Annotated in this window: 21 protein-coding genes; 7 read left to right on the top strand and 14 right to left on the bottom strand. The window is 71.3% G+C overall.

All coding sequences use genetic code 11. The features are described 5' to 3' along the window. Positions 1-192 precede the first annotated feature (192 nt). Positions 193-585 (top strand): SCO5389 family protein, encoded by a 393-nt coding sequence (locus ACIQNG_RS31645; RefSeq protein ID WP_401438857.1) that lies wholly within the window; start codon positions 193-195, stop codon positions 583-585. A gap of 108 nt (positions 586-693) precedes the next feature. Here ACIQNG_RS31645 and ACIQNG_RS31640 read toward each other — a convergent pair whose 3' ends face one another. Next, complete coding sequence (locus tag ACIQNG_RS31640) at positions 694-1,755, bottom strand: LLM class flavin-dependent oxidoreductase (RefSeq protein WP_401438854.1); 1,062 nt, start codon at positions 1,753-1,755, stop codon at positions 694-696. Between the two features lie 219 nt (positions 1,756-1,974). Between ACIQNG_RS31640 and ACIQNG_RS31635 the strand changes: the two genes are divergently transcribed. Next, complete coding sequence (locus tag ACIQNG_RS31635; RefSeq protein WP_401489741.1) at positions 1,975-2,304, top strand: ATP/GTP-binding protein; 330 nt, start codon at positions 1,975-1,977, stop codon at positions 2,302-2,304. Positions 2,305-2,329: 25 nt separating this feature from the next. On the opposite strand, the gene ACIQNG_RS31630 is transcribed toward ACIQNG_RS31635, so the two are convergent. From ACIQNG_RS31630 to mce, 7 genes are all read right to left on the bottom strand, one after another. Next, positions 2,330-3,196, bottom strand: a complete 867-nt coding sequence (locus ACIQNG_RS31630) for an ABC transporter permease (RefSeq protein ID WP_401489738.1) — start codon at positions 3,194-3,196, stop codon at positions 2,330-2,332. Continuing rightward, the gene (locus ACIQNG_RS31625) at positions 3,193-4,437 is read right to left on the bottom strand and encodes an ATP-binding cassette domain-containing protein (protein WP_401489736.1); all 1,245 of its coding nucleotides are present in this window, start codon (positions 4,435-4,437) and stop codon (positions 3,193-3,195) included. The genes ACIQNG_RS31630 and ACIQNG_RS31625 overlap by 4 nt, the downstream gene beginning before the upstream one ends. A gap of 752 nt (positions 4,438-5,189) precedes the next feature. Continuing rightward, positions 5,190-5,960 carry an ABC transporter permease gene (locus tag ACIQNG_RS31620; RefSeq protein WP_401438844.1) on the bottom strand — a complete coding sequence of 257 codons (771 nt, stop codon included), beginning with the start codon at positions 5,958-5,960 and terminating at the stop codon, positions 5,190-5,192. Positions 5,961-5,962: 2 nt separating this feature from the next. Then, positions 5,963-6,955: an ATP-binding cassette domain-containing protein gene (locus tag ACIQNG_RS31615; protein ID WP_401489734.1), complete on the bottom strand. Its 993-nt coding sequence runs from the start codon at positions 6,953-6,955 to the stop codon at positions 5,963-5,965. 84 nt (positions 6,956-7,039) lie between these two features. Next, positions 7,040-7,975, bottom strand: coding sequence for a cellulose-binding protein (locus ACIQNG_RS31610; RefSeq protein ID WP_401438838.1), 936 nt, complete (start codon positions 7,973-7,975; stop codon positions 7,040-7,042). A gap of 344 nt (positions 7,976-8,319) precedes the next feature. Then, a complete protein-coding gene (gene scy, locus ACIQNG_RS31605; protein ID WP_401489733.1) occupies positions 8,320-12,171 on the bottom strand; it encodes a polarized growth protein Scy in 3,852 nt (1,283 codons plus the stop codon). 241 nt (positions 12,172-12,412) lie between these two features. Next, on the bottom strand, positions 12,413-12,853 hold the full coding sequence (gene mce / locus ACIQNG_RS31600; protein WP_401438832.1) for a methylmalonyl-CoA epimerase: 441 nt from the start codon (positions 12,851-12,853) through the stop codon (positions 12,413-12,415). 150 nt (positions 12,854-13,003) lie between these two features. Between mce and ACIQNG_RS31595 the strand changes: the two genes are divergently transcribed. Next, complete coding sequence (locus ACIQNG_RS31595) at positions 13,004-14,212, top strand: acetyl-CoA C-acetyltransferase (protein WP_401489729.1); 1,209 nt, start codon at positions 13,004-13,006, stop codon at positions 14,210-14,212. A gap of 31 nt (positions 14,213-14,243) precedes the next feature. Then, a complete protein-coding gene (gene meaB, locus ACIQNG_RS31590; RefSeq protein ID WP_401438825.1) occupies positions 14,244-15,203 on the top strand; it encodes a methylmalonyl Co-A mutase-associated GTPase MeaB in 960 nt (319 codons plus the stop codon). Between the two features lie 106 nt (positions 15,204-15,309). On the opposite strand, the gene ACIQNG_RS31585 is transcribed toward meaB, so the two are convergent. Next, positions 15,310-16,101, bottom strand: a complete 792-nt coding sequence (locus ACIQNG_RS31585; protein ID WP_401489727.1) for a PepSY domain-containing protein — start codon at positions 16,099-16,101, stop codon at positions 15,310-15,312. A 123-nt stretch (positions 16,102-16,224) separates the two neighbouring features. On the opposite strand from ACIQNG_RS31585, the gene ACIQNG_RS31580 reads away from it, so the two are divergent. Further along, positions 16,225-16,890, top strand: a complete 666-nt coding sequence (locus ACIQNG_RS31580) for a response regulator transcription factor (RefSeq protein WP_401489724.1) — start codon at positions 16,225-16,227, stop codon at positions 16,888-16,890. Beyond that, positions 16,887-18,377 (top strand): sensor histidine kinase, encoded by a 1,491-nt coding sequence (locus ACIQNG_RS31575; RefSeq protein WP_401489722.1) that lies wholly within the window; start codon positions 16,887-16,889, stop codon positions 18,375-18,377. Before ACIQNG_RS31580 ends, ACIQNG_RS31575 begins: the two co-directional genes overlap by 4 nt. A 17-nt stretch (positions 18,378-18,394) precedes the next feature. Here the strand turns inward: ACIQNG_RS31575 and ACIQNG_RS31570 are convergent, their stop codons facing one another. The 5 genes from ACIQNG_RS31570 to ACIQNG_RS31550 all read right to left on the bottom strand — a co-directional run bounded on the left by ACIQNG_RS31570 (position 18,395) and on the right by ACIQNG_RS31550 (position 21,592). Beyond that, positions 18,395-18,871, bottom strand: a complete 477-nt coding sequence (locus ACIQNG_RS31570) for a MarR family winged helix-turn-helix transcriptional regulator (RefSeq protein WP_401438815.1) — start codon at positions 18,869-18,871, stop codon at positions 18,395-18,397. A 92-nt stretch (positions 18,872-18,963) separates the two neighbouring features. After that, a complete protein-coding gene (locus ACIQNG_RS31565; RefSeq protein ID WP_401438812.1) occupies positions 18,964-19,758 on the bottom strand; it encodes an AIM24 family protein in 795 nt (264 codons plus the stop codon). Further along, positions 19,755-20,405, bottom strand: coding sequence for an AIM24 family protein (locus tag ACIQNG_RS31560; RefSeq protein ID WP_401489718.1), 651 nt, complete (start codon positions 20,403-20,405; stop codon positions 19,755-19,757). The genes ACIQNG_RS31565 and ACIQNG_RS31560 overlap by 4 nt, the downstream gene beginning before the upstream one ends. A 1-nt stretch (position 20,406) precedes the next feature. Further along, positions 20,407-21,039 (bottom strand): AIM24 family protein, encoded by a 633-nt coding sequence (locus ACIQNG_RS31555; protein WP_401439041.1) that lies wholly within the window; start codon positions 21,037-21,039, stop codon positions 20,407-20,409. Positions 21,040-21,169: 130 nt separating this feature from the next. After that, positions 21,170-21,592, bottom strand: coding sequence for a MarR family winged helix-turn-helix transcriptional regulator (locus ACIQNG_RS31550; RefSeq protein ID WP_401489862.1), 423 nt, complete (start codon positions 21,590-21,592; stop codon positions 21,170-21,172). A gap of 204 nt (positions 21,593-21,796) precedes the next feature. Here ACIQNG_RS31550 and ACIQNG_RS31545 point away from each other — a divergent pair, with 204 nt between their 5' ends. After that, positions 21,797-23,029, top strand: coding sequence for a helix-turn-helix domain-containing protein (locus ACIQNG_RS31545; protein ID WP_401489716.1), 1,233 nt, complete (start codon positions 21,797-21,799; stop codon positions 23,027-23,029). Positions 23,030-23,256 lie beyond the last annotated feature (227 nt).

Below are 23,256 nucleotides of genomic sequence, written 5' to 3'. Positions count from 1 at the left end.
TCACTCCTGTTCGTCCCTGGCCGATTGTGCGCGTAAAGCGTCCACCAGGTGTGCCGGTTCTCCTGGTGCGGCCACGAACAGTTGCTTACGGTATGAACGGGAGGTCGCGAAGTGTGTACGCACCGTGTTCGGCGTCGCGCTCCCTTTCCTGACCGGCAACCCCTGTTGCTCGGGGGTGCGAGAGGAGAACCCATGTCGCTCGACGTCTCACCGGCCCTACTGGAACAGGCCGAGCGAGGCGAGGTCGACGAAGCCGCCTTCGTCGACTGCGTCCGGACCTCCCTGCCCTTCGCGTGGGAGATGATCAGCTCCCTGGTGGCCCAGCTCAAGGTGGACGGCGGTGCCTTCGCCGACAACCAGACGCCGCCGCCGGACGAGCAGGCGCGCGGCCAGCTGCTGCGTGCGCTCGCGAGTGACGCGATCCGCGGTGCGCTCCAGCGGCACTTCGGAGTGCGGCTGGCCTTCCAGAACTGCCACCGGGTGGCGGTGTTCCCGCTGGACGCCTCGGTGGACCAGACGCTGGCGCGCTTCACCTCGGTCCGCAGCCAGCTGCTCAACCAGTCCCCGGAGTTCCGGGACTGCTGAGTGGCGCGTCGCTCTGCTTGCCGCTCCGGTACGCGGGAGGTGCGATCAGTACCGGAGCGGTGAGTCCGTCGTCGTAGGACCCGGGGTCCGGCCGTACGGTCCGGGTGTTCAGCGCAGTTGGGGGAGGACCTCGGCGCCCAGTCGCCGGACGTTCTCCTCCGTACCGGCCAGGTCCCCCGAGCCCTCGACCAGCAGGGCGAACCGGGAGACCCCGGTCCGTTCGCCGGTCGCGGCGAGGCGGTCGGCGCACAGCCGGGGGCCGCCCACCGGGTGCAGCCCGCAGAGCAGTTCGGTGTAGGCCAGCGGATCGCGCATCCGGCGCTCCCGGCCGTCGACCGTCACATGGGCGTCGAGGCCCTGCTTCAGCCAGCCGGGCATCGCCTTCAGCAGTGTCTCCGCCGCGTCCGTACGCCGGTCGGCGATCTGGCAGACGCCCGCGGAGACATGCCCGGCCGCGCGGATCCCGTCCTCGTCGTGCCCGGCGGCCCGCGCGCTGGCCCGCCACAGGGCCACCATCTCGGCCTTCTCCTCGTCGCCGACGTGCATGCCCAGCAGCATCGGCAGGCCCCGCTCGGCCGCCATCCGCACACTCCCCGGCGAGGTGCACGCGACCAGCACCTCGGGGCCCGCCGGCTCCGCCCCGGCCCGCGCCGGGTCCGTCCCGGGCTCCGCCAGCGCCTGCGACGGCCGGGGGACGACGGTCACCTCACGGAAGCCGTAACGCCCCCCGGCCGCGCCGACGGACGGCTCGCGCAGCCAGCGGGTCAGCAGATCGAGCGACTCCGTGTACCCCTGCTCGTACGCCTCGATCCCGCCGCCGAACACCTCCAGGTCCACCCAGGGGCCGCCGCGCCCGACGCCCAGCGAGAACCGGCCGCCGCTCGTCAGGTGCAGCAGCGCGGCCTGCTCACCGAGGGCCACGGGGTGGGTCGTGGGCAGCACGCTCACCGCGGTGCCGATCCGGATGCGACGGGTGCGGCCGAGCAGCAGCGCGGCCAGGGTGACGGCCGACGGACAGACGCCGTACGGCACGAAGTGGTGCTCGGCCACCCAGACCGAGTCGAGACCGGACTCCTCGGCGACCTCGGCCGAGCGCACCGCGCGGTGCAGCGCCTCCCCCTGGCCCTGACCCGGGAACTGGGCCGCCAACACGAATGTTCCAACGCGCATGGTCTTCCTGCTTCCTCGGCTCCGACGCGGAGCTCCCCCACCCGGCATAACCGTCTGACACGTGCCGAGGTCACGGTCTCGGCGAAGGGATTTGCGGATAGTCGGGAGAATGCGTGGAACCGTAGGGAATGTGCGGGCCTCCGGTGTTCCGCGTACCCGGGCCCTCGCCGCGTAGGCTGGAGCCGGACGTGCTTCCTGTATAGCCCCGTGAGGTGTTCCGTGTCCCCGCGTCGCAACCGTCCCCATGGTGCCGACTTCGGCCGCAGCCCCGAGGACGAGGGCCCCGAGCGGTACGGCGGTTGGGAGACGTCGGTCGACTGGCGCGGCGAGCAGTGGTACGTACGGCATGTCGCCGGGGCGAGCGCGCAGGGCAAGTCGTACCGCTGCCCCGGCTGCGACCAGCTCATCCCCGACGGGGTCCCGCATGTCGTCGTCTGGCCCGGACACGAGGGCGTGGACGACCGGCGGCACTGGCACAAGGCGTGCTGGAACGCACGGGACCGCCGCACCACGCGGGTGCGGCGGTCCCGTAACGCGCCGAAGTTCTGAGGGTCCCGGAGCCTCCGGGCCCCGCCTACACGTCCCGCTTCTCCAGCAGCGCCCACGCGCCCGCGAAGGCGACGGCCGTGACGCCCGCCATGATCCACAGCGGGTCCCAGCCGGACGGGCCGGACTCGCTCAGGGAGTTGGCGTAGAAGACGGAGAGCTGGTTCGGGATGGAGTACTCGAACAGCGCCTCGCGGATGTCCTGGAGCGACGAGGCGAACATGAACATCGCGATCACCAGCGGCGCGAGGACGGCGCCGATCATGATGGTGATGGCGCCCGCGGAGTGCCGGACGATCGAGCCGACGATCAGCGACAGCAGGCCGAGCAGCGCGACGTAGAGCGAGATGCCGACCGTGGCCTTGAGCCACTCCCCTCCGGACGGGGAGCGGGCGCCGTCCAGCATCGAGGTGTGCGCGAGGGCGACCAGCGAGCTGGAGACCAGGGTCACCACGAAGGCCAGCAGGAAGAACACGATCGCCTTCGCCGCGAAGACGCGTCCGCGGGTGGGGCAGGCGGTGATGGTCGTACGGATCATGCCGGTGCCGTACTCGGAGGCGGTGGTCAGCACACCGAGCGTGATCAGGCACATCGAGCCGAGGAGCAGACCGAAGAAGCCGAGGGCGAGCGGGCTCTCGCCGCTCAGGTCGGCCTCCGAGGTGCCGGCCACCAGGGCACCCGCCGCCAGGCCGATGCCGATGACCAGCAGCAGGAAGACACCGAGGGTCCAGATCGTGGAGCGAACCGACTTGATCTTCGTCCACTCCGAGGCGAGCGCGTGCCCGAGGTGGGTACGGACCACCGGGATCGGCGAGGTGTAGCTCGGGTGTCCGGCGCCGGGAGCGGCCTGCCACTCGGGCGCGGTCTGCGGCATGGAGGGCTGGGGCGTGCTCATCGGGCGTCCTCGGACTGGGAGTCGGCGACGGGGGAGGGGGCGGGTGCGGGGGGCCCGGCAGGCGGCTGCGGGACAGCGGCCTGCGGGGGCGCGGCGGGGGCGGCCGGGATGCCCGGGGTCTGCGGCGCCTGGGGGGCCTGGGGTGCCTGAAGGTACGGGTTGGCGCCCGGTGCCGCGCCCTGGGCCTGGGGGGCGGGGAACGGCTGGCCGCCCTGGTGCTGCGGGGGCGGCGGGGCGTACCAGCCCGCCTGGCCCTGGCCCGGTACCGGCACGGGCGGCTGGAAGCCGGGCGGCAGGGGCTGCTGGAGGCCGGCCTTCTGGTCGATGGTCGAGCGGTAGTCGACGGCGTTCTGCGTCATCCGCATGTACGCCTCCTCCAGCGACGCCTGGTGCGGCGACAGCTCCCAGAGCCGTACGTCACTGCGGTGCGCGATGTCGCTGATCAGCGGCAGAGGCAGCCCGGTCACCCGCAGCGCGCCGTCCTGCTCGGGCAGGACGTGGCCGCCGGCCTCGGTGAGCGCGGAGGCGAGCTTCTCGCGCAACGGGGGGTCGGTGTCGGGGGTGCGGACCCGGGCGAAGCCGGCCGAGTTCGCGGCGATGAACTCCGACACGCTCATGTCGGCGAGCAGCTGACCGCGGCCGATCACGACGAGGTGCTCGGCGGTCAGCGCCATCTCGCTCATCAGGTGCGAGGAGACGAAGACGGTCCGGCCCTCGGCGGCGAGCGATTTCATGAGGTTGCGCACCCAGAGGATGCCCTCGGGGTCGAGGCCGTTGACCGGCTCGTCGAAGAGCAGCACCTGGGGGTCGCCGAGGAGCGCGGCGGCGATGCCGAGGCGCTGGCCCATGCCGAGGGAGAAGCCCTTGGAGCGCCGCTTGGCGACCTCCTGGAGGCCGACCACGCCCAGCACCTCGTCCACCCGGCGGGCCGGGATGCCGGAGAGCTGGGCGAGGCTCAGCAGATGGTTGCGGGCCGACCGGCCACCGTGCACGGCCTTGGCGTCCAGCAGGGCGCCGACCTGCCGGGGGGCGTTCGGGAGCTTGCGGTAGGGGTGGCCGCCGATCGACACATGGCCCGCGGTCGGGTTGTCCAGGCCGAGGATCATGCGCATGGTGGTCGACTTGCCCGAGCCGTTCGGCCCGAGGAAGCCGGTCACCGTGCCCGGACGTACCTGGAAGGACAAGTTGTACACAGCGGTCTTGTCGCCGTAGCGCTTGGTCAGGCCGACTGCTTCGATCATGCTCCGCACCCATCAAAGGTTCAGGACAGCGGGGCACACGCCCCCGTAAGGGTTAGGAGGATATCGAGGCTCCGCCGGTTCCGGCCAAGGGTGAGCGAAAAGTAACGTCTCAGCGACAACACCGGACCACCTTGGCTGCCGGGCGACGCCTTGCCCGACCTTTGGGGCGGTGGAGCGCCTCTTCCTGGTGGTTGTGCGGACCCTTGGCGGGCGGGCGTGTGTCCCGTCCCGGTGGCGGAGCCGGGCCGGTTCGGGTGGTGGGGCGCCCGCCTGGCCGTCGTGCCGCACCGCGCTCAGGCTACGGAGCGGCTTCCCTCCCGGCGGCGGAGCCGTCCCCTTCTTGTGTGGCGGAGAGGCCCCGCCCAGGTGGCGGAGCCCACACCTCGCGCGAGGCCCCCGGCCCGCGTCCCGCTCGGACGACCGAGCCCACCCCCTGCCCAGGAACCCGCCCCGAGCCTCGCTCAGGCCCTCAGGCCGAACCCTGCCCGGGCACCCGGGCCGAACCCGGCCCGATGCTTGAGCCCGCCCCGCCCAGGCCCCCAGGCGGAACCCGGCCCAGGCCCCCGGGCGGACCCCCGCCCCGACGCCCCGGCCGAACCCCGCCCCACGTTCAAGCCCGCGCCGCCCAGGCACCCGACCCCGCGCCGCTCACGCACCCGACCCCGCCCCCCGGCATCGACCCCGCCCCCCGGCATCGCCCCCCGGCATCGACCCCGCCCGGCATCGACCCCGCCCAGCCCAGCCGCAGGCGCCTACGCGTCGCGGCGTTTCAGCAGCAGGTAGCCGCCCAGGAGGGCTGCCGCCACCCAGGCCACCATGATGGCGAGGCCGCCCCAGGGGCCGTAGGGGGTGTCGTCGTTGATCGGGGTGACCACCTGCATGATCTTGCTGCCGGCCTGGTCGGGGAGGTACTGGCCGACCTTCTTGGTGGCGCTGACGCTGCCGAGGATCGTGGAGATCAGGAAGAAGAACGGCATCAGGATGCCCAGCGACAGCATCGGCGAGCGCAGCATCGAGGCGACGCCCATCGAGAACATCGCGATCAGCGTCATGTAGAGGCCGCCGCCGATCACCGCCCGCAGCACGCCCGGGTCGCCGATCGACGCCTTGAGGTCGCCGAGCATCGCCTGGCCGAGGAAGAAGGTGATGAAGCTGGTGACCATGCCGACGACCAGGGCGAGCACCGTGGCCACGGCGACCTTGCTGAAGAGGAACGAGCCGCGCTGCGGCACGGCGGCCAGTGAGGTGCGGATCATTCCGGTCGAGTACTCGTTGGAGACCACGAGCACCCCGAACACGATCATCGCGAGCTGACCGAGACTCATCCCGGCGAAGCTGATGTACGTCGGGTCGAAAGACAGCTTGTCGGTGCCGCTGAGGTTGTCGTACTCGCTCTTGGAGAGCGCCGAGATGAGGACGCCGAGACCGATGGTGACCACCACGGCCAGCGAGAGCGTCCACACCGTGGACGCCACCGACCTGATCTTGGTCCACTCGGACTGGATGACCTGGGTCGTCGCCATGATCAGGCCCCCTTCTTCCCGCTGCCGCCGTTCCAGCCCTCGCCCCACTGCTGCTGCGGGACGGGTGGTGGCGCGGTGCCCGCGGGCAAGCCGTCGTGCGCGTGGTACTCGACCGACTCCGCGGTCAGCTGCATGAACGCTTCTTCCAGGGACGCCTGCTGCGGGCTCAGCTCATGCAGCACGAGTTGGTGCCGCGCCGCCAGCTCACCGATCCGCTCGGCCGTTCCGCCCTCCGCCTCCAGCACTCCGCTGCCGGACTCCACCACCGTGATCCCGCCGTCGTGCAGGACGTCCAGCAGCCGCTCCCGGTCCGGGGTGCGGATCCGGACGTAGCTGCGGGAGTTCTGCTGGATGAAGTCGGGCATCGAGGTGTCCGCGAGGAGCCGCCCCTGACCGATCACGATCAGATGCTCGGCGGTCAGCGCCATCTCGCTCATCAGATGCGAGGAGACGAAGACCGTACGGCCCTGCGCCGCCAGCGATTTCATCAGATTGCGGATCCAGTGGATGCCCTCCGGGTCCAGCCCGTTCACCGGCTCGTCGAACATCAGGATCCGCGGGTCGCCCAGCAGCGCCCCCGCGATCCCGAGCCGCTGCCCCATGCCGAGCGAGAACCCCTTGGCCTTCTTCCTCGCCACCGCCGTCAGCCCCACGGTGTCCAGCACCTCGGAGACCCGGCCGCGGGGAATGCCGTTCGCCTGCGCCAGACACAGCAGATGGTTGAAGGCGCTGCGCCCGCCGTGCATCGCCTTGGCGTCCAGCAGCGCGCCGATCGCCTTCAACGGGTCCTTCAGCTGGTCGTAGTGCTGTCCGTCGATCCGCACATCACCCGCGGTGGGCCGGTCCAGGCCCAGCATCATCCGCATCGTCGTCGACTTGCCGGCGCCGTTCGGACCGAGGAAACCCGTGACGATCCCCGGTCGTACCTGGAAGGTGAGGTCGTTCACCGCGACCTTCTCGCCGTACCGTTTCGTCAGCCCCTCAAGCTCGATCATGCGGCAACGCTAGTGCGTGACAAAGCCCTCTGCCACCCGGGCGACAGAGGGCTTCGCACTTGTTCAGCGGTTGTGGTCGAGACGTTACCGGGACTGCTGCGCCGGGACGCCACGGGAGATCGGCTCGTCCTCGGCCGGGCTGCCGGCGGCGGCCACCGCGGCGCCGGTGAGCGTCGCGAGCATCTCACGCACGTTGGTGAGCTGCGCGTTGATGGAGTCGCGGCGGTTGGTGAGGGCGGCCAGCTCGCGCTCGGATTCCGAACGGATCCGGTCGGCCTTGGCGTTGGCGTCGGCGACGATGTCCTCGGCCTGGCGCTGCGCGGTCTCCACCGTCTGGCGGGCCCGGCGCTCGGCGTCGGTGCGCAGCTTCTCGGCCTCCAGCCGCAGCTGCTCCGCGCGGTGCTCGATCTCCGCGAGGCGCTTCTCGGCCTTGGCCTGACGGGACGCCAGGTCCCGCTCGGACTGCTCGCGGCGCTTGGCCAGGTTCGTCTCGAAGTCCGCGGCGGCCTGGGCGGCCTTGGCGCGGGTCTCCTCGAAGAGCGCGTCGGCCTCCTCTCGCTTGGACTGCGCGTCCTTCTGCGCGTCGGAGCGCAGCTGGGAGGCGTCGCTCTTGGCCTTCTCGACGATCCGGACGCCCTCGTCCTCGGCCTTGGCCTTGCGCTCGGCCGCGAACGACTCGGCGTCGTTGCGCACCTGCTGGGCGGCCGACTCGGCCAGCTCGCGGTGCTGCTCGGCCGCGCGACGGGCCTCTTCACGCAGGTCCTTCGCCTCCTCCTCGGCAAGGCGGAGGATCTTCTCGACGCGGGCGCCGAGACCGGCGTACGACGGCTCCGCGTCGCTTACCTGGGCCTGGGCGTTCTGCGTCTCAAGGTGGAGTTCCTCGATGCGCTTTTCCAGAGCAGTGATACGGGCGAGAGCGCTGTCACGGTCGGAGACGAGCTTGGAGATACGTTCGTCCACCTGAGCGCGGTCGTACCCACGCCGCACAAGCTCGAAGCCGTAGGGGGAAGTGTCGCTCATGGGGTTCCTGTCGAAAGAGACCGGTGAGGTGATAGGGGGAATCCTAGGGGCCGAAGCGGTGTGTCATCGAGCGGATACGTGTTTGATCTGGAGAATGACACCCCTTTTGGGTGGCTGACCGTCAGACAACTTGCCTAAGACGCAGTCAAAGGCCCCAGCAGACACGGAAGTCGGCGCGCGCGCAACCGCCTCGACGGCGGACCGCGCCCTTCGGCCGAACCGTGAACGCGTCGCGGACACTCTCCCATGCCCGCCCCCGAGCACCGCCACCGCCCCCGCTCACCTGCGTTGATCATGCTCCGGCAGACCCCGGGACGGTGCGCGGACCCCCGCGCGGAGGGCGTCTAGCCGTCCGAGGACTTGCCACCCGATCGGGGAGCGCCCACCGAGGCACCCGCCTTGACCCCGCCGCCGTCCTTGCCGCCCGCCGGAGCCTCGAACGACTCCAGCGCCTCCAGCACGTCCTGCACCCGGGAGATCTCGGTGTTGATGTCCTCGCGGCGGCGCACCAGCACCTCCAGCTCGCGCCGGCCCTCCTCGACCGTCCGCTTCGCCTCGCGGATCGCCTCGGCCTTCAGCTCCTCGGCCTCCCTGATCAGCGACGCCTTCTTCTGCTCGGCCTCCTTCAGCAGGCCCTCCGCCTTCTTCACGGCGGCGATACGGACCTTGCCCGCCTCGGAGTTGGCCTCCGTCACCAGTTCCTTGGCCTTCGCCTGGGCCTTCGCCAACTGGTCCTCGGCCGCCTTGATCAGCGCGTCGCAGCGGTCACCGGTCGACTTCATCGTCTCGGCCGCCTCACGGCGGGCCCGGCCGTGCAACTCCTCGATCTCGGAGGTGATCCGGTCGCGCAGCTCCTCCGCCCGCTCCCGTGTCGCGGTCGCGTCCCGGCGCGCGCCGACGAGCAACTCGTCCGCGTCCGTACGGGCCCTCTCCACCAGCGTGTTGCCCTCGACCGTCGCCTCCGACACCAGCCGGTCGGCCTCGCTGCGGGCCGCCCCGACCATCGTGTCGGCCTGCGCCTCCGCGTCCGCCGTGGTCTTCTGCGCCTGCTGCTGAGCCTCCGTCAGCAGCTTGTCCGCCTCGGCCGCGGTCTCCGTGATGAGGGTGTCGACCTGCTCGGCCGCCTCCGAACGCCGCTTGTTGGCGTCCTTGCGGGCCTCGTCCAGCGTCCGCTCCGCCTCCTGGCGGGCCGCGGAGGTCATCTGCTCCGCCGCCGCGGCGGCCTGCTCCTTGATCCGCTCCGACTCGGCCCGGATCCGCTCCGCGTGCTGCTGCGCCGAACCCACCGTGTCCGCCGCCTCGGCCCGCAGCCGCTCCGCCTCGCCCGAGGCGTCCGCGAGCAGCTTGTCCGCCGCCCGGCCCGCCTCGCCGCGCACCCGCTCGCTCTCGGCGGCCGTGCGCGTGGTCAGCAGCTCGGCCTCCTTGCGGGCCTCGGTGATCAGAGTGTCCGCCTGCGTCGCCGCGTCCGAACGGATCCGGTTGGCGTCCTCCCGCGCGTCCGCCCGGGTGCGCGAGGCGTCCTGGTCGGCCTGCGCCACGGTGTCCGACGCCTGCGTCCGCGCCCGCTGGGCGTACTCGGCGGAGTCCGCGCGCAACCGCTCCGACTCGCTGATCGCGTCCGCCACCGTGCGCTCCGCGAGCGCCTTGGCCGCCTCCGACTCCTCGCTCGCCTCGCGCCGTACCCGGCCCGCGTCCTCGGAGGCCCGCTCCCGCTCGGCGTAGGCGTCGGCGCGGACCCGGTCCGCCTCCTCCTGCGCCTCCCTGCGGGTGCGCTCCGCCGCGTGCTCCGCGGCCGACCGCAGCCCGGCGATCTCGTCCTGCGCCTGCTCGTGCAGGCCCGCCACCGAGTCCCGCACCTGCTGCGCGTGCTGGTCGGCCGCCGCCACCGTCTCCGTGGCCCGCCGGTCCGACTCCTCGACCAGCCGGACCGCCTCGGCCTGCGCCTCCTCGACCCGCTTGCGCGCCGAGGCCAGCAACTCCTCGCTCTGCTCCCGGGCCCGCTCGCGCTCCTGGCCCGCCTCCTGCCGTGCCGCGCCCAGCAGTTCCTCGGCCTCACGGCGGCGCCGGGCGGCCTCCTCCTGCGCGGCGGCCAGCGTCTCCGACGCCTCGGCGCCCAGCCGCTCGGCCGCGGCCTGCGCCTCCGCGCGCATCCGGTCGGCGGCGTCCTGCGCCTCCGCCTTCAGCCGCTCCGCCTCGGCCGCCGCCTCCGAACGCAGCCGTACGGCGACGGTCTCGCCCTCGGCCCGCGAGGTGGACGCGTCCGCCGCGGCCTCGTCCCGCAGCCGCTCGGCCTCCGCCTCCGCCTGCTCGCGCAGCGTACGGATCCGCTCGGCGGCCTCCGTGCGCAGCCGCTCGCTCTCCTCGGCGGTCTCCCGGCGGATCCGGGCGGCCTCCTCACGGGCCTCGGTCAGCGCCTGCTCGGCGGCGGCCAGCCGCTGCTCCGCCTCGGACCGCAGCCGCTCCAGCTCCTCCGCGGCCTCGGTGCGGCGGGTCTCTATCGCCCGCTCGGTCTCCTCGTGCAGCTCCCGGGCCGCCCGCTCGGCCTCCGCCTTGATGCCGTCGGACTGCTCCACGATCTCCGCGCGGTGCCGCTCGGCCTCCTTGCGGGTGCGCTCCAGCGTCTCCTCGGCCTGCCGGCGCAGCGTCGTCGCCCGCTCGATGGCCTCGGTACGGACCTTCTCGCTGTCGGTCGTCGCGCTCTGGCGCAGCTCGTCCGCGTCCGCCTTCGCCTTGGAGAGCAGCTCCTCGGCCGTACTGGCCGCCTCCTCGATCCGGGCCACGGCCTCGCGCCGCGCCTCCGCCCGGATCCGCTCGCCCTCGGCGACCCCGTCGGACCGCAGCTGCTCCGCCTCGTCGCGCAGCCGGCGGGCCTCCTCCTGGAGTTCGACCGTCCTGGCCCGGTACTCCTTGGTGTCGTCCTTCGCCGCGCCCTTGAGCTGCTCGGCCAGGTCGTGCGCCTCCGAGCGCAGCCGGTCCGCCTCGGCCTCGGCCTCCTTGCGGATCCGGTCGGCCTCCTCGGCGGCGGCCCTGGTGGTCTGCTCGGCGTTCTCGGACGCCTTGTTGAGGACGTCCTCGGCGGTCTTGGCCGCCTTGGACAGCTGCGTCGCGCTCTCCTCGGCGGTGATCGTACGAGCCTTCTCCGAGGCTTCCGCGACGATCTTCTCGGCCTCGGCGCGGGCGTCGGCGACCGACTGCTCGGCCTCGGCCCGGACCGCCTCGGCCTCCTTGGTGGCCTCGCTGACCAGCCGGGCGACCTGCTCCTTGGCCGTACGGGTGCGCTGCTCATTGGCCGACTCCGCGCCGGAGAGCGTCTTGGAGGCGCTCTCCTTGGCCTCGGCGAGCACCTTCTCCGCCTCGGACTGCGCCTTGCGCAGCGCCTCCCCGGCCTCCGCCATCCGCTGCTCGGCGGTCCGGCTCAGCTCCTGCGCCTGCCGCCGGGCCGCGTCCGACTCGGACACGGTGGAGGAGCGCAACTGCTCGGCGTGGTCGGTGGCCTCCTGCGCCTGCGTCGAGGCCGCGTTCAGCAGCCGCTCCGCCTCGGCGCGGGCCCGGCGCAGCGTCTGCTCCGCCTCCGCGCGGGCCGCCTCGGCGTCGCCACGCAGCCGCTCCCGGGCCTCCCCGGTCAGCCGCTCGGCCTCCGCGCGGGCGGCGGCCATCGCCTTGTCGGCCTCCGCGCGGGTCTCGTCCATCAGGCGGCGGGCCTGGGACTCGGCACGGGCCCGCAGCTGCTCGGCCCAGGCCACGTTCTCGTTGACGTGGGACTCGACGTTCTGCCGGCGCTCGGCCAGCTCCTGGTCGAGCTGCTGGCGGCGGTTCACCGCCTCCTGATGCAGCTCGGCCTGGAGCCGGGCGGAGTGCTCGGCGTGTTCTTGCAGGATGCGCTGGGTCTGCGCGCGGGCCTGGCTCAGCTCCCGCTCCGCGTCCGCACGCAACTGCTCGGCCTGCACCTGCGCGTTACGCAGCAACTGCTCGGCCTGATAGCCGAGGTCACCGCCGTCGTAGGCCGGCCGGGACATGATGGTGCGCCGCGCCTCGTGCAGCTTGGCGCGCAGCACCTCGACCTGGTAGCCGAGGTCCTCGGCGTGCTGGATCGCCTTTTCCCGCTCGGTCTTCAGCCGCTTCATCTCGGCCTCGAACCGAGAGAGGTGGTCGACGTCAGCCGCCGGCTCTCGCTCCTGGCTTTCGTAGCCCCGCACTGCGCGGTCCCATCCGTCCCCTGGTCGCAAGTCTCTCCGTACGGGCTCCGTCCGTCCGACGGACGACGCCCCCGGGGGAATGGTGTCAGATCAACGGCAGAGCCTGGGCTGCTGCCCCGACGCTCGTCCCCCGAAACCCGGACCCCGGCACGAATCCCGCGCCGTCGCAGGCGGCAGGACCGGGTCGCCCGTCATGGAAGCGGCGACCGCACCCAACCCTACCGGCCCCTATGTACGAGGGTCAGTGCTCAGGTGACTCAACGGGCGCCGAAGTGACCAGTTCTGTCAGAACGCCATGGCAATCCTTCGGATGCAGAAACGTGATCCGGGACCCCATGGAACCGCGTCGGGGCTCTTCGTACAGCACCCTCACCCCCTTCTCCTTGATCGCGGCGGCGTCCCCGTCCACGTCCGCCGTGCCGAAGGCGATGTGATGCACGCCCTCCCCGTTCTTCGCGAGCCACTTCGCCACCGTGGAATCGTCCCGGACCGGTTCCAGGAGCTGGAGGTAGGAGGCACCGCCGTCCGACGTCCCGTTGATCTTGAGCATGGCCTCGCGGACGCCCTGCTCCTCGTTGACCTCCGTGTGGAACACCTCGAAGCCGTACGTCCGCCGGTAGAACTCGACGGTCGCGTCGAGGTCGTGACAGGCGATCCCGATGTGGTCGATACGCGTCAGCATGGAATCAGTGGAGCGCCCCCGCGGTGGTTACGCAACGTGCGCGCGATCACACCCACGGCCCGATGACGGGGCGGAGCACCGCTCAGTACGCTCGAAAGTAAACCCTCGTTCACTCCTCGGCTGTGCAGGCCGGTAAGGGGATCGCAGCTCATGTCTTCTGGAACTTCCGGTACGACCGGCTCGGTGATCGTCGCGGGTGCGCGCACCCCCATGGGGCGGCTGCTGGGCTCGCTGAAGTCCTTCTCCGGAGCCGACCTCGGCGGCTTCGCGATCAAGGCCGCCCTCGACCGCGCCGGGATCGGCGGCGACCAGGTGCAGTACGTCATCATGGGCCAGGTCCTCCAGGCCGGCACCGGCCAGATCCCGGCCCGCCAGGCCGCCGTCAAGGCCGGTATCCCGATGAGCGTCCCGGCGCTCACCGTCAACAAGGTGTGCCTGTCCGGCCTCGACGCCATCGCGCTGGCCGACCAGCTGATCCGCGCGGGCGAGTTCGACATCGTCGTGGCGGGCGGCCAGGAGTCCATGACCAACGCCCCCCACCTGCTGCCCAAGTCCCGCGAGGGCTACAAGTACGGCGCGATCGAGATGCTCGACGCCATGGCGTACGACGGGCTGACCGACCCGTGGGAGAACATCCCCATGGGCGAGTCCACCGAGAAGCACAACACCCGCCTCGGCCTCGGCCGCGCCGAGCAGGACGAGATCGCCGCCCTCAGCCACCGGCGCGCCGCCGCCGCACAGAAGAACGGCCTGTTCGAGGCCGAGATCACCCCGGTCGAGATCCCGCAGCGCAAGGGCGACCCGGTGCTCTTCAGCGAGGACGAGGGCATCCGCGCCGACACCACCGCCGAGACCCTGGGCAAGCTGCGCCCCGCCTTCACCAAGGACGGCACGATCACCGCGGGCACCGCCTCGCAGATCTCCGACGGCGCCGCCGCCGTGGTCGTCATGAGCAAGGCGAAGGCCCTGGAGCTGGGCCTGGACTGGATCGCCGAGATCGGCGCCCACGGCAATGTCGCCGGCCCCGACAACTCCCTCCAGTCCCAGCCGTCCAACGCCATCGCCCACGCCCTGAAGAAGGAGGGCATCGCCGTCGGGGACCTCGACCTCATCGAGATCAACGAGGCGTTCGCCGCCGTGGCCCTCCAGTCGATGAAGGACCTCGGCGTGTCCCCGGAAAGGGTGAATGTGAACGGTGGCGCCATCGCCCTGGGCCACCCGATCGGCATGTCCGGCGCCCGGCTCGTCCTCCATCTGGCGCTGGAGCTGAAGCGCCGGGGCGGCGGTGTTGGCGCGGCGGCGCTGTGCGGCGGGGGCGGTCAGGGCGACGCTTTGATCGTCCGGGTCCCCCGGGGCTGAACGAACGACCACGGAGCAGAACGGAGCTGAGATGCAGGACGTCCCCACCCTGGTGGCCCAGGCGAGGGAAGGACGGCCCCGTGCCGTCGCCCGGCTGATCTCCCTGGTGGAGGGGGCGTCCCCGCAGCTCCGCGAGGTCATGGCGGCGCTCGCCCCGCTCACCGGCGGGGCCTACGTCGTCGGCCTCACCGGCTCACCGGGCGTCGGCAAGTCCACCTCGACCTCCGCCCTGGTGACCGCCTACCGCAGACAGGGCAGACGGGTCGGCGTCCTCGCGGTGGACCCGTCCTCCCCCTTCTCCGGCGGCGCCCTCCTCGGCGACCGGGTCCGGATGTCCGACCACGCCTCCGACCCCGGCGTCTACATCCGCTCCATGGCCACCCGGGGCCACCTCGGCGGCCTCGCCTGGGCCGCCCCGCAGGCCATCCGGGTCCTGGACGCGGCGGGCTGCGACGTGATCCTGGTGGAGACGGTCGGCGTCGGCCAGTCCGAGGTGGAGATCGCCTCCCAGGCCGACACCTCGGTGGTCCTGCTGGCCCCCGGGATGGGCGACGGCATCCAGGCGGCCAAGGCGGGCATCCTGGAGATCGGCGACATCTATGTCGTCAACAAGGCCGACCGCGACGGCGCCGACGCCACCGCCCGCGAACTCAACCACATGCTCGGCCTCGGCGAGGCCCGCGCGCCCGGCGACTGGCGCCCCCCGATCGTCAAGACCGTCGCCGCCCGCGCGGAGGGCGTGGACGAGGTGGTCCAGGCCCTGGAGAAGCACCGCGCCTGGATGGAGGAGCACGGCGTCCTCACCGAACGCCGCCGCACCCGGGCCGCGCGCGAGGTGGAGACCATCGCCGTCACGGCCCTGCGCGAACGCATCGCCGACCTCCACGGCGACCAGCGCCTGAGCGCCCTGGCGGACCGCATCGTGGGCGGCGAACTTGATCCCTACCGGGCGGCGGACGAGCTGGTGGCCGGCCTGACGAGCGGCACGTAGGGGAGGCGAGCCGAAAAACGCCGGACGGGCCATGTCAGCCCGTCCGGCGTTCGAGAACGAGGCCCGTCACGGGCCGATGGGGGTCCGGGGCAACCGCCCCCGGCCGTCAGTCGTCCTGTCCGTCGTCATCCCTGTCGTCGTCGCCCCGGTCCGCCCCCACCGCGCCGGACTTCGCGTTCACGGTCCAGTCCGACTCGCCGCCCTTGCCGTCGGCCACCTCGACGTCCCAGGCCCCCGCACGGTCGTCGTCGTCAAGGTCGATCGAGGTCACGAACCCCTTCGCCGTCGCCGCGGACGCGGCCTCGGCGGCGCTCACCGCGGTCCCGCGCGCCACCCGGGCCTCGTCGGCGTCATCGGAGTCGTCGTCACGGTCGCGGTCCTCACGGCTGTCGAGGATCCGGCCCGAGGAGGGGTCCACGTACACGGTGTAGGACGTGGTGCCCTCGCCCAGGATGTCGACCTCCCAGCTCAGCCCACGCGGGCCGTCGTCGCCGTCGTCCCCGTCGTCGTCCTTGCCGTCCTCACGGTCCAGGTCCGCCGAGACGGCCGTGCCGGGCCGCTCCTTCAGCGCCGCCTCGATGGCCTGCGCCGCGGTCACCTTGGTCGGGGCCTGGACCCCGTCGTCACCGCCGCGGTCGTCGCGGTCGTCGCCACCGTCGTCGTTCCGGTCGTCGCGGTCGTCCTTGTCATCGCGGTCGTCCCGGTCGTTCTTGTCATCGCGGTCGTCCTTGTCGTCGCGGTCGTCGTCGGACGACGTCGAGGACGAGGCCACCAGCGACGTCCCGGACGCCGACTTCGAGCCGTCGCCGTCGCCGCTGCCGCCTGCGAAGGCCAGCGTGGCGCCGCCACCGATCACGGCGGTCGCGGTGAGCGCTGCGATGACGATGTTGCGCTTCATGGAGGTACCTCCCCGTAGGTGAGCGTCGGTCGTTCCGACGTCCACCAAGGTGCCGTGCGTCACCTGAAGCCACGCTGAAGGCACCTGAAGAACCCTTCAGCTTCGATTTGGGAACCTGTACCCATGCGGCTGCTGATCGTGGAGGACGAGAAACGACTCGCGCTGTCCCTGGCCAAGGGCCTGACAGCGGAGGGATACGCCGTGGACGTCGTCCACGACGGCCTGGAGGGACTGCACCGGGCGACCGAGTCGCCGTACGACCTGATCGTGCTGGACATCATGCTGCCCGGTATGAACGGCTACCGCGTCTGCTCCACCCTGCGCGCCGCCGGCCATGACGTGCCGATCCTGATGCTGACCGCGAAGGACGGCGAGTACGACGAGGCCGAGGGCCTGGACACGGGGGCGGACGACTATCTGACCAAGCCCTTCTCGTACGTCGTCCTGGTCGCCCGGGTCCGCGCGCTGCTGCGGCGGCGCGGGCAGCGCGGCGGCTCCCCGGTCCATGTGGTCGGTGATCTGAAGGTGGACACCGGGGCCCGGCGGGTGCTGCGCGGCGAGGACGAGATCGCGCTGACCGCGAAGGAGTTCGCGGTCCTCGAACAGCTGGTGCTGCGCCGGGGCGAGGTGGTGTCCAAGACGGAGATCCTGGAGCACGTCTGGGACTTCGCGTACGAAGGAGACCCGAACATCGTCGAGGTCTACGTCAGCGCGCTGCGCCGCAAGCTGGGCGCCAAGCTGATCCGGACCGTGCGCGGGGCCGGATACCGGCTGGAGCTGCCCCGATGAGCCGGGTGTTCGCCTCCGTACGGGCCCGGGCCACGCTCGGTGCCACCCTGGTGGTCGCGGTGGCGCTGGCCGCCGCCGGGGCCGCCGTCCTGTTCTCCCTCTACACCAATCTGACCGGGCAGGCGGGCGCCGACGCGGAGCAGGCCGCGCGCAAGGTCGCCGCCGATCTCTCCGGCGGCACGCCCTACCGCGAGCTGTCCCTGGACGACGAGAAGCAGCCCGTCCAGGTGCTGGACGAGGACGGCGAACTGGTCGCGGCGAGCGAGGGGCTCCAGGCGATCAAGGGCACCGCCACCGACCAGGTGCGGCCCCGCCCGCAGCCGGGCCCGACGTCGTCCGCGCCGACCGACGGGGACGACGACGGCGACGACGAGGGCGAACCAGGCGACCCGGGTGATCAGGGGGACCAGGGGGACCAGGGGGACGACGACGGCGACGACAGCGCCGGATCCCTCGGCCCCGGTGAGATCGCGGAGGAGGCGGGGCTCTCCAACGGTTCGGCCACCATCGACGGCGAGGCCGGCGACTACCGGTTCGCCAGTGTGCAGGTGGACGTCCCGGGCCAGGGCACCTACACCGTTTACGCCGGTGCCCCGCTCGCGGCGGAGCAGAGCGCGGTGGAGACCTCGCTGAAGGTGATGCTGGTCGGTTTCCCGCTGCTGCTCGGCATCGTCGGGGGTGTCACCTGGCTGGTGACCCGGCGGGCGCTGCGGCCGGTGGAGGGGATCCGGCAGGAGATGGCGGAGATCACGGCGTCGGAGGATCTGACGCGGCGGGTGCCGGAGCCGGACACGCACGACGAGATCGCCCGGCTCGCCCGGACCACCAACGAGACGCTGGCCGCGCTGGAGTCCTCGGTGGAGCGGCAGCGGCGGTTCGTCGCCGACGCCTCGCACGAGCTGCGCAGCCCGATCGCCTCGCTGCGCACCCAGCTGGAGGTGGGGGTGGCCCATCCCGGGCTGCTGGATGTGCCGGGCGCGGTGGAGGACACCGTACGGCTCCAGCATCTGGCCGCCGATCTGCTGCTGCTGGCCCGGCTGGACGCGGGGGAGCGGCCCCAGGACGGGCGGGTCGATCTGGCCGCGCTGGCCCGGGAGTCGGCGGCGGGCCGCGGCGGGGTGCGGGTGACGGCCGAGGAGCCGGTGGAGGTGGCCGGGTCACGGGGCCAGTTGGAGCGGGTCCTGGCGAATCTGCTGGACAACGCCCGGCGGCACGCCCGCAGCGAGGTGACGCTCGGCGTCCGCACGGACGGCGACCGGGCCGTGGTGGCGGTCGGGGACGACGGGGACGGGGTGCCCGAGGCGGACCGGGAGCGGATCTTCGAGCGGTTCGTCCGGCTCGACGACGCCCGCAGCCGGGACGACGGTGGCGCCGGGCTGGGTCTGGCCATCGCCCGCGATGTCGCCGTACGCCACGGGGGGACCCTCACGGTGGGGGCGGCACCGGCGGGCGGAGCCCTGTTCGAACTCCGCCTGCCGCTCGTGTAGCCCGGGTCCCGGGTCGCTCAGGGGCGACCGCGCTGGCCGCGGAGGTGCTCCGCGATCGGCTTGAGGGCCTTGTCCAGCTCGGTCAGGGCCTCGGGGGAGAGCAGATCGATGAAGTGCCGGCGCACGGACGCCACGTGGTGCGGGGAGACCTTCCGCATGGTCTCCATGCCGTGGTCGGTGAGGACCGCGTACAGCCCCCGGCGGTCGGACTCGCAGTTCTCCCGGCGCACCAGGTTCGCGTTCTCCATACGCGTGATCTGGTGGGACAGCCGGCTCTTGGACTGAAGGGTGGCGGCGGCCAGATCGCTCATCCGCAGCCGCAGATCGTCGGACTCGGAGAGATTCACCAGGATCTCGTAGTCGTTCATCGTCAGGCCGAACGGCTGCAGGTCCTTCTCCAACTGGTAGGTCAACAGCTTGTTGACCTCCAGATGTGTGCGCCAGGCACACTGCTCCGCATCGGTCAGCCAGCGCGTGGCCGTCTCGGTCTCCATGAAAGAAGTCTACCTAAGATGTTGAAATGTGAACTAGTACGGGTCGTGTGACGGTGCGCACGCGTTCGATGTCACACTCCGCAGACTACCGCTCACAGCCCGAAGCGACGCTGGAGGTCCCCGAGCTGTCCGGGAAGGCGCGGTGTGCCGCCTTGTGGTCCATGATGTCCGGTCACACCCCCACCGGGTACCCCCGCCTGATGCGGGACGGTCCCTGTGGGCTGCTCCGCCATCAGGGCCTCCGACGACTGGAGCAGGACCGTCCCGGCCCCCACGAACTCGAACTGGTGCTCCTCCCCGGAGGCGCCGCCCAGACCGGTCATCGCACGTAGGCCGCCCATCAGGCCCGTCATGTACCCGTGGTCGTAGTGATGGCAGGGGGACGGGCAGTCGGCCCAGCCGACGAGCGCCTGCGGGTCCACCCGGATCGGGGGTTCCATGAACACCACCGGGCCGTTCGACACCGCCACGAACTTTCCGGTTCCGATGAGGGTCAGAAAACCCGGCACGATTGATTGCTTCAGCGCGAGACTTGGCTGAAAAGCAAGCAGATTGCCGGAGCGAATGGTCAGATTGCCGTCTTCGAGGTCGTACGCATTGACATCGAACGCCCGGTCGGCGAGGAGCATCTTGCCGCTGCCCTCCGCCACGACCCAGTCCGAGGCGTGCAGAGGCGAATGGAACGAGGTGCGCACGAGCCGGTCGAGCCGGCCGTGCCCGATCCCGTTGAAGTCGATCGACCCGTAGTAGGCGATCATCTTCCCCTTCTGCAGGAACCACTGGGAGCCCTTCAGCTCCACGCAGAAGGTGTACGCGTCGACGTTGTCGTCGCTGGGCAGCGTCATCGGGTCGTGCACGACGGGGCCCGCGCCCGGGTAGGCGGTCACAGCTTCTCCTCCGATGCCTGCACGTACACCGCGCCGCTGCCGCTCAGCTCCAGCTGGAACGCCTCGCCGGAGCCACGGCCCACCATGTCCCGCCAGCCGAGCGCGGTGGAGAGCTTGTTGCGGATGTCGCCGTGGTGGGCGACGTACGCCTGCGGGTCCACATGGACCGGGCGCTGCGGGGTGATCGGCAGCTCCAGCACCCCGCCGTGCGCCATCACGGCGACCGAGCCATGGCCCTGGAGGGTGGTGGTGAACAGGCCCTGGCCGGTGACCTGGCCCCGGACCATGCCCATGACGCCGCCCTGCGAGCCCATGAACAGGGTGCCCTGCCGCAGCGTGCCCTCGAAGGCGAGCAGCCGGTCGGCCTCCACATACAGGGTGTCGCCCGCCAGGTCAATCACCTGGATGTGATGCCCGCCGTGCCCGAACAGCACCGTGCCGCTGCCCTCGACGGTCATCAGCGGGGTGTCCTCGTCGGCGACCCGGCGGCCGATCATCGACATCACCCCGCCCTGGCCGCCGGCCATGTTCGGGGTGAAGCTCACCTCGCCCCGGTACGCGAGCATCGCCCCGCGCTGGCTGAACAGCCGCTGCCCCGGGGCCACGGTCGCCTCGACCATCCTGGAGTTGATCTCCCGGAACCCCATGTCACACCTCCCCCGCGATCGTGTTCCGCTCGCTGGGCTGCACGTAGACCACGCCGTCGCCCTCGAAGCGCATCTGGAACGCCTCGCCGCCGCCCTCGCCCAGCAGGGTGCGGAAGGTCACGCCGGACTGGAGGGACTGCCGGAGGTTGCCCTGGTGCGCCACGTACGCCCCCGGGTCGACGGTCAGCGGGTACTGCGGGCTCACCCGCAGCAGCACCGCCGGGCCGTCGGACATGAGGGCGGCCTGGCCGTGCCCCTCGACGGTCGTGGTGAACAGTCCGTTGCCCTGGGAGGCGCCGCGCAGTCCGGTGAACGAGGTGCCCGTGCGCAATCCGCCGTCGGTCGCCAGCAGGTTGCTCGACTCCACGTAGAGCGTCTCCCCCTGGAGGCTCACCAGGCTGATCTCCGAGGCCCGGTCCGCGAACCAGCACGTCCCGTGCCCCTTCACCTCCATCAGGGTCATCTGCTCGCCGGTCAGCCGGCGGGTGACCATCCCCCGGATCCCCTCGCCGCCTCCGCTGAGCTTCTTGAAGGCCATCTGGCCGTCGTAGGCGACCATCGAGCCGTTCTTCGCCTTCACGGCGTCCCCGGTCATCCCGACGGCCAGCACCTTGCTGCCTTGAAGTCGAAACATCGCCACGCTCTGGAAGGTAGCCCCCGCGACGGCCCGGCGAACAGGGCCCGGGGGCGGAGACCCGCCCCGAACGGATCCCCCGGGGCGAGGCGGCGGGGGCGACTGCGCACCCCGGAGGCCGGGGGACGGGTCAGCTCGCGCGCACGTTCCCGGTGAGCAGCCGGAGCAAGTCCTTGGCGGTGGCGAACTGTTCGGGGGGCAGCCCCAGCGCCGTGCCGATCTCCACGGGCACCGCGCGCGCCTTGTGCCGCAGCGCCGAGCCCTCCTGCGTGAGACGGATCACCACCGACCGCTCGTCGTCCGGCCGCCGCTCCCGCCGGACGAGACCGCGCGCCTCCAGGCGCTTCAGCAGGGGGGAGAGGGTGCTGGACTCCAGGTGCAGCTCCTCGCCCAGCTCACGCACCGAGACCGAGCCCCGCTCCCAGAGGACGAGCAGCGTCAGGTACCGGGGGGGGTAGGTCAGACCGAGCGCGTCGAGCAGCGGCCGGTAGCGCGCGGTCACCGCCCGGGACGGGGCGTACAGGGCGAAACAGAGCTGGTCGTCCAGGAGCAGAGAGGCGGGCGGCTGTTCCTGGGCGCCCGGTGCGCGGGCGGGCTGTTCCTGTGCCCGGTGCGAGGGCGGGCCGTTCACGGTTGAGCGGTCGGTGCGGGCGTTGTCTGACGGACCGTGCGCAGTACGACGGCCCCCGCCGGAGCGGGGGCCGCTAGCGGTACACCCTGGAGTGATCCAGGCGTACATTGCGAGTGTCAGCACGCAATGGGAGTCAGTATGCCCGACCAGAAAGAAAGGCACATCGGGGCCCGTATTCGGGAACTTCGAGCCATCCGAGACTTCAGCCTCACCGAACTGTGCCGCTTGGCCCACGTATCCACCAGTCAGCTATCCCGAGTCGAAAACGGTGAGCGGCCTGCAAGCCCGTCCGTACTCGCCTCGGTAGCCCGAGCACTCGGCGTCACTCTGTCTGTACTTCACGGGCAGCCCTACATTCACATGCTTCAGAAAGATCAGCTGGACCGGCTGCTCGCACCGATCAGCAGCGCTCTAGACGCATGGGACATTCCACCGGAAGACGGCACGCCGGTCCGTTCGCTTGATGATCTGGCCATGCGGACAGGGCACATTGCGGCGCTTCGAGCCCAGGGGGAGTTCGGCGACGTTGCTGAAGCCCTGCCCGAACTCATCGCGGACACCGCAGTAGCCGTACAGAGGTACAGCGCGCCGGGCCGGGATCGCGAGCGGGCGCACAACATGCAATCAGAGGTCGCGCGCACGACTGCGATCATCGCCTACCGCCTGGGTTTCATGGAGCTGGCCCGACTCGCCCTAGCCCGTATGGCCATGGCCGCTCCACAGTCCGGGGATCCCCGTCAAGTAGCTGTTGAGCGGTACGAGCGAGCCGTCATCACCCATGCCGAAACGTCCCGCCCCGACCGAGGGGTGGCGTTGATCAAGCAAGCCTTGCGGGATCTTCACGACGACGGCGACGCCTCAACCATGGCTGTACGGGGCACCCTGCTGCTTCGGGCTTCGGCCCTTTCGGCTGTACAGCGTGACCACTCAGCAGCCGAAGACTGGCTCGGGCAGGCTAGCGAACTGGCCGAAGCAGGCGCAGCACTCGACGCAGCAGCAGAACCGCCCGGCGAGCGGTATGCATTGGCGTTCGGTGACCTCAACGTGGCGCTTGGGCGCCTCGATGTGGCCATGTACAAGGACGACCACGAAGAGGCACTACGGGTCGCCACAACAGTGCGCTTGCCGGACTCCTACCAACCCACCAGGGTTGCCGGTTTCTTGATCCGTAAGGCCAGTGCAGAAGCATGGACCGCGCACAACGAGGATGCATTGGAGTCGTTGGAGCAGGCACGCCAAACCGCCCCCCAACTGACGCGTTATCACCCCGACGTCCACGAAACGGTGGGCACGCTGCTGCGTGCTCGTAAGCGAGCGCCGGACAAGCTGCGTGAGTTCGCAGCATGGAGCGGCGTTTAGCACCTCACGCACGCCGTGGTCAACGCTCTGCCATCCCCACTTTGGGGAAGGCAGAGCGTTGTTTTGTCGGCACGCTCACTCAGTACAAGGAACCCCCGCGACCGTGCAACCGGTCCGGGGGCGTGGCCAACCTGAGAGAGCAGGTCAACATGGTGAAGCTTATCCACACGTTCGTACGGCTGCTGCTGGACCTCTTAGCGCCTGGTCCAGGAAAGCGCCGGGCTGGA

Origin of the sequence: Streptomyces sp. NPDC091377 (genome assembly GCF_044757045.1) — a bacterium.
Lineage (GTDB): Bacteria > Actinomycetota > Actinomycetes > Streptomycetales > Streptomycetaceae > Streptomyces.
Note: the sequence above shows the minus strand (reverse complement) of the source record. Positions and strands in the feature narration are given on the sequence as shown.

Excerpts from the sequence above, each read along its gene's own strand:
- ACIQNG_RS31645 (WP_401438857.1), top strand. The coding sequence starts at position 193 with ATGTCGCTCGACGTCTCACCGGCCCTACTGGAACAGGCCGAGCGAGGC.
- ACIQNG_RS31640 (WP_401438854.1), bottom strand. The coding sequence starts at position 1,755 with ATGCGCGTTGGAACATTCGTGTTGGCGGCCCAGTTCCCGGGTCAGGGC.
- ACIQNG_RS31630 (WP_401489738.1), bottom strand. The coding sequence starts at position 3,196 with ATGAGCACGCCCCAGCCCTCCATGCCGCAGACCGCGCCCGAGTGGCAG.
- ACIQNG_RS31625 (WP_401489736.1), bottom strand. The coding sequence starts at position 4,437 with ATGATCGAAGCAGTCGGCCTGACCAAGCGCTACGGCGACAAGACCGCT.
- ACIQNG_RS31620 (WP_401438844.1), bottom strand. The coding sequence starts at position 5,960 with ATGGCGACGACCCAGGTCATCCAGTCCGAGTGGACCAAGATCAGGTCG.
- ACIQNG_RS31615 (WP_401489734.1), bottom strand. The coding sequence starts at position 6,955 with ATGATCGAGCTTGAGGGGCTGACGAAACGGTACGGCGAGAAGGTCGCG.
- ACIQNG_RS31610 (WP_401438838.1), bottom strand. The coding sequence starts at position 7,975 with ATGAGCGACACTTCCCCCTACGGCTTCGAGCTTGTGCGGCGTGGGTAC.
- mce (WP_401438832.1), bottom strand. The coding sequence starts at position 12,853 with ATGCTGACGCGTATCGACCACATCGGGATCGCCTGTCACGACCTCGAC.
- ACIQNG_RS31595 (WP_401489729.1), top strand. The coding sequence starts at position 13,004 with ATGTCTTCTGGAACTTCCGGTACGACCGGCTCGGTGATCGTCGCGGGT.
- meaB (WP_401438825.1), top strand. The coding sequence starts at position 14,244 with ATGCAGGACGTCCCCACCCTGGTGGCCCAGGCGAGGGAAGGACGGCCC.
- ACIQNG_RS31585 (WP_401489727.1), bottom strand. The coding sequence starts at position 16,101 with ATGAAGCGCAACATCGTCATCGCAGCGCTCACCGCGACCGCCGTGATC.
- ACIQNG_RS31580 (WP_401489724.1), top strand. The coding sequence starts at position 16,225 with ATGCGGCTGCTGATCGTGGAGGACGAGAAACGACTCGCGCTGTCCCTG.
- ACIQNG_RS31575 (WP_401489722.1), top strand. The coding sequence starts at position 16,887 with ATGAGCCGGGTGTTCGCCTCCGTACGGGCCCGGGCCACGCTCGGTGCC.
- ACIQNG_RS31570 (WP_401438815.1), bottom strand. The coding sequence starts at position 18,871 with ATGGAGACCGAGACGGCCACGCGCTGGCTGACCGATGCGGAGCAGTGT.
- ACIQNG_RS31560 (WP_401489718.1), bottom strand. The coding sequence starts at position 20,405 with ATGGGGTTCCGGGAGATCAACTCCAGGATGGTCGAGGCGACCGTGGCC.
- ACIQNG_RS31555 (WP_401439041.1), bottom strand. The coding sequence starts at position 21,039 with ATGTTTCGACTTCAAGGCAGCAAGGTGCTGGCCGTCGGGATGACCGGG.
- ACIQNG_RS31545 (WP_401489716.1), top strand. The coding sequence starts at position 21,797 with ATGGGAGTCAGTATGCCCGACCAGAAAGAAAGGCACATCGGGGCCCGT.